The organism is Sphingobacterium sp. PCS056, from assembly GCF_023273895.1.
GTDB lineage: Bacteria > Bacteroidota > Bacteroidia > Sphingobacteriales > Sphingobacteriaceae > Sphingobacterium.
The window spans coordinates 4033611-4047046 of sequence record NZ_CP096883.1 but is presented as its reverse complement, the minus strand read 5'-3'; the positions used below and the strand labels follow the sequence as shown (position 1 = coordinate 4047046).

Below are 13436 nucleotides of genomic sequence, written 5' to 3'. Positions count from 1 at the left end.
GTGTTAGCTATAACATAAATGTTGCATATAAAAAAATAATAGTGCTAAAAAAGTTTCCTCATTATAAACAGATGGACGAGATGGACTGTGGTGCCACCTGTCTGCGTATCATATTTAAATATTATGGTAAGCTGGTTTCTATCCATAAAATCCGGAAATTATGCCAGACGACTAAGAGCGGTGTTAACCTTTTGGGAATTAGTGAAGCTGCAGAAAAATTAGGGTTTCGTACTTATGGTGTGCGCCTGTCGCTCGAACAGCTAAAAATTGTGGAGTTACCCTGTATACTACACTGGAACCAGAATCATTTTGTTGTTCTCTATAAAATTCGTCAGGGTAAATACTTTATATCAGATCCAGCCTCTGGACTGCTCAGTTATGATGAGAAAGAATTTTCCAAGAACTGGTTCTCAACCAAAGAACTACATGCGGGACTTTCACTCGTATTGAGCCCCGGACCAGATTTTTATCAGATCGATGAAGAAGAACCCGAACTGAAATTAGAGTGGAGCAAGATCTTCACCTATTTCTATAAATATAAAAAGCTGTTTGTCCAACTGATCTTAGGTATGGTACTAGGGACCATTCTGTCCCTGATCGCACCCTTTTTGACCCAGTCCGTTGTTGATATCGGTATCAATACTAAAAATATCAGTTTTATCAACCTGATCCTGATCGCTCAACTGATGCTTTTTGTCGGAAGTACCGCGGTATCCTTTATCCGTTCCTGGATTATGCTCCACATCAGCACCCGGGTCAATATTTCCATATTGACCGATCTGTTGATCAAGATCATGAAACTTCCGATGAACTTCTTTGATCTCAAGACCCATGGTGATATCATGCAACGGATGTCCGACCAACAGCGGATCGAATCCTTTCTCACAGGAAGCACGCTCAATACCCTATTTTCACTGTTCAATATGGTAATCTTTGGTTCCCTTCTCCTCATTTATAACAAAACCATCTTTTTGGTATTTTTTGCTGCAACACTACTCTATACGCTTTGGATACTCGCATTTATGAAATATCGCCGCCAGCTCGACGAGAAAAGGTTCAAGATCGCTTCCGAAAATCAGACCTATATGGTCGAAATGATCCAGAGCATCAAAGATATCAAGCTCAATAATGCACAGAAGCAAAAAAGATGGGGCTGGGAGGCCTTACAGGCCAAACTCTTTAAATTTAAGGTCGAAAGTCTCGCTCTTTCCCAGTACCAGTCCATCGGTTCGATGGCGATCAACCAGGCAAAAGGGATTCTGATCACCTACATCAGTGCCAAGGCCGTGATCGACGGAGATATCACTTTGGGAGGGATGATGGCCATCCAGTATATTGTCGGTATGGTGAGCAATCCCGTAGAATCCTTATTGGACTTTATGCAGTCCTATCAAGATGCCAAAATCAGTCTGGAACGACTGAATGAAATCTATGAAACCGAGGAAGAGGAAAATATCCAGAAAGACTATTTCACACAGCTGCCGCAAGACAAAACCATTGAGATCAAAAACCTGACCTTCCGTTATTTTGGAGCTGGAAATGATCCGATCTTCACCAAACTGAACCTGACCTTCCCCGAAGGAAAAACAACTGCTATAGTCGGCACCAGCGGAAGTGGGAAAACAACCATTATCAAGCTTTTGCTGCGCTATTATAATCCCGAAGGAGGCGAAATCTTGATCGGGGGGAAAAAATTGGACCAGATCGACTTTGGACTCTGGCGGGACAGCTGCGGATCGGTACTTCAGGAAAATTATGTATATGCGGATACCATTGAACGCAATATTGCAGTCAACGATGAGAACTTGGACAAAGACCTGTTAAGAAATGCCATCAGCGTGGCCAACATGGAACAATTTATCGCCGATGAACCTTTTGGTCTAGCAACAAAGATTGGGACTGCAGGAAAGGGTATCAGCCAGGGGCAGCGGCAACGCCTGATGATCGCCCGAGCCGTATATAAAAATCCGGCCTATCTCTTTTTGGATGAGGCGACGAACTCCCTGGATGCCAATAATGAAAAGGAAATCGTGGAGAAGCTGGATCGGTTTTTCAACAAACGAACCGTCATTGTGGTTGCGCACCGTTTAAGTACCGTCAAAAATGCAGATAACATTGTTGTACTGGAAAAAGGAGCTGTTGTAGAGCAGGGAACGCATCAGGAACTGACCGCACTGCGCGGAAGTTACTATGAACTCGTTAAAAATCAACTGGAACTGGGAAATTAACTATTATGGCAAAGAACACATTCATGGATGAAGATATCCATTCTGAAGACCTGCAGGAGATTATTTCTAAACCACCGTCCTGGCTGCTCAAAAGAGGGATCACCTTTATTGTACTGACGATCTTTATGCTCTTTGGATTGACGTTTTTCATCCGTTATCCCGAAGTCGTGCCGGTATCCATGAAATTCAATACCAGTAGCGCGCCCAAGGTGCTGACCAGCAAAGTAACCGGAAATCTGGTGAAGATCCTGGTCAAAGACGGTACGTCTGTAGATAAAAATACAGATATTGCTTATCTGGAAAGTGTGGCAGACCACCATCAGGTACTCCATTTGCTGGATAAGATGAAGCAGGTGCGGAGCAGTACCATCGAACTGGCAGATCTAACAGATATCGTAACCCCAACAGAACTGGAGCTGGGGGAAGTTCAGAACAGCTACCAGAACTTTTATTTGGCTTATCTGAATTATGTTGCGATCAACAAAGAAGGCATCTATCAGAAACGTAAGAACTTTATCCAGAGTGAAGTCAGATATATCAATGAACAGAACCAGAGAATCCAGCAGAGCTTTGATCTACAGAAAAGAGAACTGGCACTTGCCGAAGAGGAATATGCCAAATACCAGATCTTGGCCGAAAAGAAAGTGATCAGCCAGCTCGAGCTGCAACAGAAAGAAGCACTTTTGCTCGCCAAGCGACAGTCTATCCCACAGACTGAAAATACGATCATCGGTAACCAGAGCAGTCGGCTTTCCAAAGACAAGGAGATGTCCGAGATCAACAATCAGATGTTTGAAGAAGAAAAGAAATTCTACCAATCGCTGAACACCTTCATCAGTGATGCCGAAAACTGGAAAAAACAGTATGTGATCAGCAGCCCTGCAAAGGGTACGTTGATCTATGGTGATTTTTTACAGGAAAATCAACTGATCAAAATGGGTGAAGAGCTGTTTTATGTCAATGCCAATAAGGATGATTATTATGGCGAGATACTGATTCCACAGAGCAAGTCATCCAAAGTTAAAGTGGGACAGGAGGTGCTGATCAAAGTACAGAGCTATCCCTACCAGGAGTATGGTTACCTAAGAGGAAGGATCGATTACATATCCGACATACCGATCAGAGACAGTGTTTTCTTTTCGAAGGTGATTTTGAACAGAAATGAAAAAGACTCGGTCATTAAGCTGAAACCGGGTATTCTGGCAGATGCGGATATCATTACCGAAAATCAGTCCATCATAAAAAGAATCTGGTTAAATCTTACGAAATCGTTGAAGTTTTAAATTATGATACCTGCAATTATATTGAGTGCGAATATTGTTCAAACAGAGGTTGATGAAGCATCTATAGTCGTTAAGCAATTCAGCGATGGTAGTATTTTAGATAACTTGAAAAATGCGATTGAGTGGGCTTTAGAAAATGACGAAGATGTGATTTATTGTATTGCTACTGAAACAATTAAAAGGATCGCTGATATTCCAAATTTGGAAGAGACACTGTTTGAGTTACTAGAACAGCATATTTATATGTATTATGTAGATACAGACTGTAATGAAGAAATTCTCATTGATGCCCGAATTGCAATGTTGTCTCACATAAAGGTTATTAAATCATTTATAATCACAAAGCCTATATATAAATTTCTACTATCAGCATTAACTGTTGATGATATGATTGAACCATCTATGGAAAGGTTGTTCAACCTTCTATTTCTTTATCCAATCTCGATTCATCCCGATACCATTTTTAGTTCACCATTATCAGAGTCTCATATTCGAGTTATTGCTCCCTTTAGAAATGTAGCAAATTATATAGATGATTTTCTGACAAGTTTAGAAAATCAACAGTATAGTAATTATACTGTCTATTTCATTGATGACTGTTCCGATGATGGTACTATTAATATGATCCCCAATAATTCGAGATACAATATTAAAGTAAATGAACATCGGAAATATGCATTAGAAAACATTGTCTCCATTCTGGAAGAAAATGACATGGAAGAGAATGACATCATTTGTATTATTGATCCTGACGATTGTCTTGCGCATAAATATGTATTTCAGATTTTAAATAATGCTCATTGTTTAAAATCAGTTCTGATGACATATGGTTCGATGGGGTATCTAAATAGCAGAAAGCGTTTTGGGAAAAGTTATAATGAAGAAGAGTTTAAAGTGGCACGACAATTAACCTGGTGGGTCTCACAATTACGGACCTTTAAATTTAAAGTCTTTATTGAGTTATTGAAACAAGATGTTAATAAAGATACATTTAAAGATAATGATGGTAATTATCTAAAAATGCCTTATGATATGGCTCTTATGTTTCCCATGATGGAGATTTGTGGTTATGAGCACGTTAAGTTTATTGATGTTATCTTGTACCAATACCGTTTGCATGAAAATAATGATCAGTTTTCTAATAGAGACGAACAGTATAGGGGAGAAATAATAATTCGAAATAAACAAAAGTTAAACAAAGTATGGTAAAAGAATTTAGAAATAATATAATCAATTTCAACGTGCAATAGGTTCAATTAGATTTATAACCAAATTATGAAAAACTATTTGTTGCTCTTGCTACTACTACCATTTTTGTTAAAATCGCAGACTCTTCCTCAGATCTTTGTACATACGGATCGTGGTGCCTACTTTCCTGGCGATACGGTTTGGTTCAAAGCCTATGTTATGAATGAAGGTCTATTGGATGCAGAAAGCCATAATCTCTATCTGAATATGGGGAATGGTGACGGTGTTATCCGACAACGATCGATTCTGTTGCTCAAAAATGGTATGGCCGCTGGCTATCTCGTTGTTCCCCGACAAGGTATAGCAAATAACCTCTTCCTGAATGCTTACACCAAGGCAATGGCTGTACGTCCTGAACTATATTATATTAAAACAATTCCTCTGATTCCAGAAAGCACAACAGCCCCGTCTTCAGCAAGTGCTTTGTTTCAAGATAACGAGATTCAATTGGAGACTTATCCTGTAGGTGGTAGCTTTATCGCTGGCGTTGAGAATGAGTTGTTGATCAAATCCTATCTTAAGGGAGGGAAGGGTATTTCCACATCAGGAAGGATAACAGACTCGGCAGGATCATTAAGTATGCCCTTTCATACCGATAGCACGGGCTATACGCGTATAAAAATTAATCCCGAACCCAATACTGCCTATCAAGTTTTTTGGAGGCGAGCAGATGGTAGAGATGAAACTGGTAGTGTCATGGATATCAATTACGTATCCAGTAAAGTAATGATGCAAGATATGGGCAGTGATTCCATTCGGATTACAGTTCAAAGCAATATGGCGGCAAATTATGAATTAGAAGCCCGGATCAATTACCGTCAGCTTTTTAATAGTCCAGTAGACTTCTCAGCATCGGGGCAGAAGAATATATACCTTAAGAAATCAGATCTGGAGCAGGGTATCTTGCAGGTGTTCCTTCGGCACAATACGGGCAAATTGTTAGGGCGTTCTGCCCATATGCTAGGCCCACCATCAGAAGTATTTCTTACACCAGAGGTCGTCTTTAACCAAAATTCAATGGAAGAAAAAGGGAGAAATAGCTTTTCGATAGCTCTTTCAGGAGAAACGGCAGCTTATCTTTCTATTGCTATCACCGATATCCAGATGCCGGTCGATACGATCGATAATATCGTTGGAGATATTTATCTCAAGCCTTATTTGCAAAATAAGAACAACGATTTAAAGCAATACCTTGCTCACCAGGATAAACTTCAAGATATCTTACAAAATCATTTGAAGCCCATAAATTTTGGAGAGCTAGATCGACTACCTGTGGTCAAAGATAGTCTTCTTTACTTAAAAGGGAAGATCCTGATGCGTAAAAATGAATGGACAAGATTTTATGCACGCTACCAAAAGCTGATGTCCCATGATAAGAAAAGTAAAGTCGGTCAGCGTGGTGCTTCTTTTGGTTATAAGAAACAGGGTGATAAGCAGATGGTGTACACTGAAGTCGTTCCTGATTCAAGCGGTTGGTTTTCTATCCCAGAATTGACGTTTTATGATTCCTTAGAGACTCGATTTTCACAGATCTACCGTGATCTGAAGTTTGATGAATACAAGATTTCCTACCATTTTTCGGATGTTCCTCCATTGGATAAAATATCTGTTCCTTCATTGGAAGAACAAAGATTAAACAATACTAATATCAACAACACGGGTTATTACTACGGAGCCGATTATTATATCGACAATAAAGGCATGCGGCATATCCGTGAAGTTCCGGTATACCGTTCTAAACAACAAAAACGATTGGATGAATTGGAGGAAAGGTACACGAGTCGTGCTTTTAGGGGTAAGCCTGAGTTTGTTTTTGATCCGCATTCTGAAGAGCAAATTATCAAGCGTAGTATGTCTTTGGAACAATATCTAAAAATGAAAATTAGAAGACCTACCTATGGATCAATTTTTCTTAATGAAAGACTTATATCAGAATCTAATGAAGTTAATCTATTACTAGAATCAGATATGAGTCAAATTGTTTATGTTAAATATTATGATTACTTGCAATATCGTGATTTTGAGGGTAAGGCTACTTTAGTATACCAGTTAACACCCGCTGAGGTCGATAGAGATTTTGGTAAACGTATTGATCAACAGACAGTAGGTGGTTATTTACGAAGTAAAACATTCCATAATAAAATTTATGATCGAACTTTAGAACGTTTAGTTTCCGACTATGACTACCGGCCTACCTTATACTGGAATCCCGATTTTGAAATAAAACAAAAAGAACAAATTGTTACATTTTATAATAACAGTCGTGCCAAGGGATGTTGGATCACCATACAGGGGGTGACTCAGTCAGGTAAGCTCGTTTTTTATCAGAAAAAATATCCAAATTAAATGCTTTATATTTCAGGAGAACTATACAAGCTATTTTATAGATAAAAATTGGATCTTCAAATTTTAATAAACTGGGTATTCGAAAATAATATATACATGTATTTGAAATTGAATAGTAAGTAGTCAGTTCAAAATTTTAATTTAGTCTTCAATTTATAACACCATATTGACTGTATTTTTATCGCTATCAATCATCAGCTATTCAATTTTCATTCGCATCGATTTAGTAAAGGTTTCAAAACCTTCCCGCAGATACAATGCCTCTGCTAAGGTATTTTTTGCCAGCACACTAAGTTCTAGATAATCAGCTCCTTGCTCTTTAGACCATTGCTTGACGCGTTCAATCAACGCTTTTCCGATTCCTTTTCCACGACTGCTTTCATCAACCACAATGTCCATTAAATACATACATGTCAACGGGATAAAACAATGGTAAGGGGGGCTTTCCTCTTGCCCGTCTATAACGTAAATAAATGCAACAAGATTATCTTCGGCTGCAACTACCTTGCGCAGAAAGGTTTCATCCTGAAGAGCTGGCTGAAGATAATCAGGTTCATAGTTTGCCAGCTGCTCAAACAACAGCGAATAAAGTGCTTTTATCTGTGGAAGATCTGCCGATGTTGCTTTTCTAATATTCATGTGTTTTTCGCTCTAAATTAAAATTAATTTTCTCCTCTTTTTAGCTTTATTTAAGCGTTTGAATGGTTGTACAGGCTTGCTGTAGGGTGTCTATCAATTTGGCAACATGGATTCCATCGCAAACAGCATGGTGTACTTGTATGGCCAAGGGCATCAGGATTTTACTTCCTTCTGTTTGGTATTTTCCGAAGGTAAAACTAGGTGCAAAATAGTCTGTAAAATCAGCAATGTTGAGGTTGAAACTTTCGAAATGAATCCACGGAAGTGCTGAAATATTAAAATGGTTTTGGGGTGCCTGCTCAGGGAAAAAGCTCCTGTTGTTTTCATTTTTTTGAAGGACCTTGTTATAGCTGTCTATAAAATCTATGAAGCTATCGCTGTAGGGGACAGACAGGGCAGAAAAAGTTTCGGTGTCCTGATGAAGGACGGTATAAACCGGGTCGACACGATCCCAAAGGATCAACTCGCCCTCTTTCATGGACATTTTGAAGGCAGGGTGTTGGTTGACGGCTTGTGAGAGCAAATAGATCATGACGGGATAAAATTTAAATCCCCGTTCCTTGACAAAAGGAATGACCTGCGTAATATCTAATTTAACGGTCAAACTGAATCCGCACTTGATCGCATTACGGTAAGCATTAAAATGTTCCTTTCTGTTCCACTCTTCTATATGGATGGTTTGGTATTCCGCCATGTTCGTATTGTTGTTAATAGGCTTATTTTTTTAATTCACCTCGTTCGTGTTGCGTTATGGGATACAAGTTACAAAAATTAAGACCGATTTAAGTATTTAAGTTTTCCTGTGGCGGTACAGCTTCCTGAGTTTTACATTTTCGCAGATCAGTCGTCAGTAAAAGATCGGTGCTTACATCAAAGAAACGGGAGATCCCCAATAGCACATCGAGTGGTGGGGTCGTTTTTCCCATCTCGTATTTTGCGTAAGCGTCTCTCGTAACACCCAGATGATCAGAAATTTTACTTTGCGTGAGGTCAGGTACCTGCATCCGGAGGTATCTGATATTGTCGGACATGATCGAAAGTGTTTTCATTTTGTGAGGATTAATCACATCAAATGTAGGAATAATTGTTAAAAAACTTAGCACTTTTACTAAATAAATTAGTGAAAATGGAAAGGGCAATAGTACATATGGATTTGGATACTTTTTTTGTTTCTTGTGAACGGCTGGTCAATTCGCAGTTTAAGGATATCCCGTTGATTATTGGTGGAGGAGATCGGGGAGTGGTATCTTCCTGTAGTTATGAAGCCAGAACTTTTGGCGTGAGGGCTGCGATGCCTATCAAGATGGCCCTTCGGCTCTGTCCGCAGGCCAGAGTTGTAAAAGGGGATATGGAATTGTATTCTAGGATGTCCCATATGGTGACAGAAGTGATCGAAGAAAGTGCACCGGTGATGGAAAAAGCGTCTATCGATGAATTCTATCTGGATCTCACAGGTATGGATAAGTTTTTTGGTGCTTATAAATGGACCAATGAGCTGGGGGCTAAAATCGAAAAGGAAACAGGCCTGCCCATCAGTTATGCGCTATCGGTCAATAAAACGGTGAGTAAAATCGGTACAGGCGAATCCAAACCGCATGGCCATCGAGAAATATCATCAGTAGGTGTTCATTCTTTTCTTAACCCTTTGTCCATCAAAAAAATGCCCATGGTAGGAAACGCTACTTTTCAGCTTTTATCCCGGGTTGGGATACGCACTATAGGTACGCTCTCAGAAATGCCTATAGAGGTGCTGCAGCAGATGATCGGAAAAAGGTACTGATCTTTGGAGAAAAGCCAATGGGATCGATGAAACTCCGGTACTGCCTTATTCGGAAAGAAAATCCATATCGAAAGAAAGAACCTTTAACAGCGATACCATGGATATTCGGGCGGTCAAAAGCCTGATCTCCGGTATGGCCGAGCAACTGGCGTACCAGCTCCGTCAGGAAAAATGGCTGACTTCTACCGTGGTGATCAAGATCAGGTATTCTAATTTTGATACAGAAACCAAGCAATGCCGCGTGACCTACACGGCAGCGGATCATACCCTGGCACGGGTAGCACTCGAACTTTTTGATAAAATTTATACCAGGCGGATGCGTCTTCGACTGATCGGACTGCGGTTTACAGATCTGGTGCACGGGAGTTATCAAATGAATCTGTTTGAAGACAATGCGCAGCTGATCAATCTATATCAGGCGATGGATGCCATTAAAATGCGCTATGGAAATGACGCGATCGGCCGTGCCGTAGGATTTAATTTTGCCACTTAATGCTACAAATATGTATCTGAACTGCCATTCCTTCCATAGTCTTCGGTATGGAACGCTTTCCATAGACGATCTGGTGTCTCAAGCAGAAGCTTTGGGGATAAAAGAACTTGTCTTGACGGATATCAATACGGTCACAGGCATCTACGAATTTAAAAAAAAATGTGAAGAAAAGCAGATCAAACCTATAGCCGGAGTGGAAGTCCGAAAAGGAAGCGAGCTGCTGTATATCGCTATCGCAAAATCGTTTAGCGGTCTTGGCGAGGTCAACCGTATGCTGACGGCCTATCATTGCGATGGTATAGATCTGCCTGCCCAACCTGATTTTACAAATTGTTTTGTGATCTATCCCTTGAGTAATATCCCTAAAAAGCTTCATGCGCATGAATATATTGGGATTCGGGAGCATGAACTCAATAGTTTGTTTCGTCAGGAATATCAGGTGCTGATCTCCAAGATGGTCATGTTGAACCCGGTGACTTTCACGACCAAGAAGGAATTTAATTTGCACCGGATCCTGCGCGCCATCGACAACAATATGTTGCTCTCTAAATTGCCGGAAAGTGAAATCTGCAGCAAATCGGCATATTTCAGGGCACGGCAATCCATCGTAGATGCTTACCGTCATTATCCGCAGATCATGGACAATACGAAACAGATCCTGTTGACCTGCAGCTTCGATTTTGAATTCGCCACTCCAAGAAATAAAATACACTATACGGGTTCAAAAGAACGAGATATCATGCTGTTGACCAGATTGGCGTGCGCAGGACTGGAACGGCGCTATGGCAAGAATCATGAGCTGGCCAAACAGCGGGTTGAAAAAGAACTGAAGGTAATCGATGAACTACATTTTAGCGGGTATTTCCTGATCACCTGGGACATCATCCGGTATAGCAACAGCATGGGGTTTATGCATGTGGGGCGGGGAAGTGGTGCTAATAGTATCGTGGCTTACTGCTTAGGGATCACGGATATCTGCCCTTTGGAACTGGATCTTTACTTTGAACGTTTTCTCAATTTAAATCGTAAAAGTCCCCCCGATTTTGATCTGGACTGGAGCTGGCAGGAGCGGGATATCATATTGGAATATATCTTTGACCGTTATGGTAAAAACCATGTTGCCTTTTGTGGTACCAATGTCGAATTTAAATACCGTTCCATCATCCGAGAGGTGGGAAAGGTATTTGGTCTGCCCAAAGAGGAGCTGGATGCACTGACCAAGAATCCGGAGCAGGTTTTTAAAGATCAGGTTATTCAGAAAGTACAGGAGTATGGAAAGTTATTGGAAAAGTTTCCCAATCAACGGTCCATGCACAGTTGCGGCATCATCATCTCGGAAGAACCGCTCACCAATTTTACCGCACTTGAAATGCCTCCCAAGGGTTTTGCGATTGTGCAGTGGGATATGTATGTGGCGGAAGAGATCGGGTTTGAGAAATTTGATATTCTGTCCCAGCGGGGGCTTGGAACGATCAATGATACGGTCAAACTATTGGAAGAAAAGCGGGGGATCAAAGTCAATATCAAGGATACCACGATTTCCAAAGATGAAGCGCGGTGTAACGAGTTTTTAAGTCAGGGTAGAACAATTGGTTGTTTTTATATCGAAAGTCCGGCCATGCGCGGTTTGCTTCGTCGATTGAAATGTGATAATTATAAGGTACTGGTCGCTGCCTCTTCCATTATCCGGCCAGGTGTAGCCCAGTCTGGGATGATGCGCGAATATATTTTTCGGCATAATAACCCGGACAAGTTTGAATATTTTCATCCCATATTTGAAGAGCAACTGGGCGAAACCTACGGGATCATGGTGTATCAGGAGGACGTGATCCGTATCGCGCTCCACTATGGAGGCGTATCCGCTGCGGATGGTGATATCTTGCGCAGAGCGATGAGCGGAAAAGGGCGATCCCGTGCCGCACTCCAAAAAGTAAAGGATGATTTCTTTGCGTCTTGCAGGGAGCAGGGGCATGCCGAAGAACTGAGTACAGAAATCTACCGACAGATCGAATCCTTTGCGGGATACTCTTTCTGTAAAGCACACTCCGCCTCTTATGCAGTCGAAAGCTATCAGAGCTTGTATCTGAAAGTCCACTATCCCTTGGAATTTATGGTCTCGGTCATCAATAATATGGGCGGATTTTATAGAACCGAAGTGTATATCCATGAGGCGCGTATGTCTGGCGCTCAGATCTTGAATCCCTGTGTCAACAGAAGTGAGCAACAGACGACGATCTATGGCGATGAGGTGTATCTGGGATTTATGCATCTGGAGAAAGTGGAATCCAAACTCGGGAAACTGATTCCTGAGGAAAGAAGAAGAAATGGTGCCTATAAATCTTTGGAAGACTTTATCAAACGGATCCCGATTGGAATAGAGACCTTACAGATCCTGATCTTTATTGGTGCGTTTCGTTTTACGGGCGTAGCCAAGAATGAATTGCTCTTAAAATCAAGGGTGCTGCTTGGTGATTTTAAACCTGGGCGTAGGGCGGCAACTTTGTTTGAAGAGCCCGTCAAGGAATTTAAGTTTCCGGAATTAAAACGGAACCTTTTTGAAGATGCTTTTGACGAAATTGAGATCTTAAGTTTTCCGGTTTCCTGCAGCCCCTTTGATCTGCTGCAGACCAAATATCGGGGATCGGTCATGGCCAAAGAGCTTCTGCAGTATCATAAAAAACAGGTCAAGATGCTCGCCTATCTGATTTCACGCAAGCATGTGCCTACAAAAAGGGGTATTATGTATTTCGGAACTTGGGTCGATGAAAATGGCGATTATTTTGATACGGCCCATTTTCCAGATTGTCTGGAAAGGTATCCGTTTCAGGGAGGAGGATGCTATTTGCTGTTAGGTACGGTAGAAGTGGACTTTCATTTTCCAACGATTACGATTGCAAAAATGGCGAAAATGCCTTTTATTCCTGATCCCCGCTATACACATGATGAAGAGAAAAAATTCGAAACACAGGAGCGGATGAAAGAAGATGTCAGCATGACGCATCGCCAGCCGTATCCACAGGAACATGAGATCGGTCTACCCAGAATGAAATTGTGATAAAATTAAAGATGTTTTATCATCTTTAATGGATTGTTTTTGTAGACTGAATAATAGGAGTATTTGGGAAGACCATTTTTTAGACTTGTAAATTAATGACTTAAGCTTACTGAAATTTGTAACTCTCTTTTGTTAGCGATTTTATATCCATCTGATATTAAAAAATTTTATCTAATGTTTATGTTGTGTTTTTTAATGTAATAATAAAGCTTTTGTAAATTTATTACATCTTTAAGCGATTTATAATTTCTTTTAAAGAATATTAAATCCTATATTTGTGATCTACTAATAATTTATAATTTTGAAGAAAATCTCTTTATTGGTCGCTTTATTAGGTGTTACTTACGTGAGTTTTGCTGGAACA

10 protein-coding genes are annotated in these 13436 nt (G+C 40.5%); 7 read left to right on the top strand and 3 right to left on the bottom strand.

Annotation, left to right across the window (positions count from 1 at the left end):
* Positions 1-41 precede the first annotated feature (41 nt).
* From MUB18_RS16910 to MUB18_RS16895, 4 genes are all read left to right on the top strand, one after another.
* Positions 42-2228 carry a peptidase domain-containing ABC transporter gene (locus MUB18_RS16910; protein WP_248753950.1) on the top strand — a complete coding sequence of 729 codons (2187 nt, stop codon included), beginning with the start codon at positions 42-44 and terminating at the stop codon, positions 2226-2228.
* A 5-nt stretch (positions 2229-2233) separates the two neighbouring features.
* Positions 2234-3511, top strand: a complete 1278-nt coding sequence (locus MUB18_RS16905) for an HlyD family secretion protein (RefSeq protein ID WP_248753949.1) — start codon at positions 2234-2236, stop codon at positions 3509-3511.
* 3 nt (positions 3512-3514) lie between these two features.
* Complete coding sequence (locus tag MUB18_RS16900; protein ID WP_248753948.1) at positions 3515-4720, top strand: glycosyltransferase family A protein; 1206 nt, start codon at positions 3515-3517, stop codon at positions 4718-4720.
* A gap of 66 nt (positions 4721-4786) precedes the next feature.
* A complete protein-coding gene (locus tag MUB18_RS16895; protein ID WP_094772946.1) occupies positions 4787-7105 on the top strand; it encodes a hypothetical protein in 2319 nt (772 codons plus the stop codon).
* Between the two features lie 198 nt (positions 7106-7303).
* Here the strand turns inward: MUB18_RS16895 and MUB18_RS16890 are convergent, their stop codons facing one another.
* The 3 genes from MUB18_RS16890 to MUB18_RS16880 form a co-directional block, all read right to left on the bottom strand.
* A complete protein-coding gene (locus MUB18_RS16890) occupies positions 7304-7744 on the bottom strand; it encodes a GNAT family N-acetyltransferase (protein ID WP_248753947.1) in 441 nt (146 codons plus the stop codon).
* Between the two features lie 46 nt (positions 7745-7790).
* The gene (gene catA, locus MUB18_RS16885) at positions 7791-8438 is read right to left on the bottom strand and encodes a type A chloramphenicol O-acetyltransferase (RefSeq protein WP_248753946.1); all 648 of its coding nucleotides are present in this window, start codon (positions 8436-8438) and stop codon (positions 7791-7793) included.
* 88 nt (positions 8439-8526) lie between these two features.
* A complete protein-coding gene (locus MUB18_RS16880; RefSeq protein ID WP_248753945.1) occupies positions 8527-8793 on the bottom strand; it encodes a helix-turn-helix domain-containing protein in 267 nt (88 codons plus the stop codon).
* Between the two features lie 77 nt (positions 8794-8870).
* Here MUB18_RS16880 and MUB18_RS16875 point away from each other — a divergent pair, with 77 nt between their 5' ends.
* From MUB18_RS16875 to MUB18_RS16865, 3 genes are all read left to right on the top strand, one after another.
* Positions 8871-9524: a DNA polymerase IV gene (locus tag MUB18_RS16875; protein WP_248753944.1), complete on the top strand. Its 654-nt coding sequence runs from the start codon at positions 8871-8873 to the stop codon at positions 9522-9524.
* A 97-nt stretch (positions 9525-9621) separates the two neighbouring features.
* Complete coding sequence (locus MUB18_RS16870; RefSeq protein ID WP_248753943.1) at positions 9622-10017, top strand: hypothetical protein; 396 nt, start codon at positions 9622-9624, stop codon at positions 10015-10017.
* Positions 10018-10027: 10 nt separating this feature from the next.
* Positions 10028-13072, top strand: a complete 3045-nt coding sequence (locus MUB18_RS16865; RefSeq protein WP_248753942.1) for a DNA polymerase III subunit alpha — start codon at positions 10028-10030, stop codon at positions 13070-13072.
* The last annotated feature ends 364 nt before the right edge of the window (positions 13073-13436 follow it).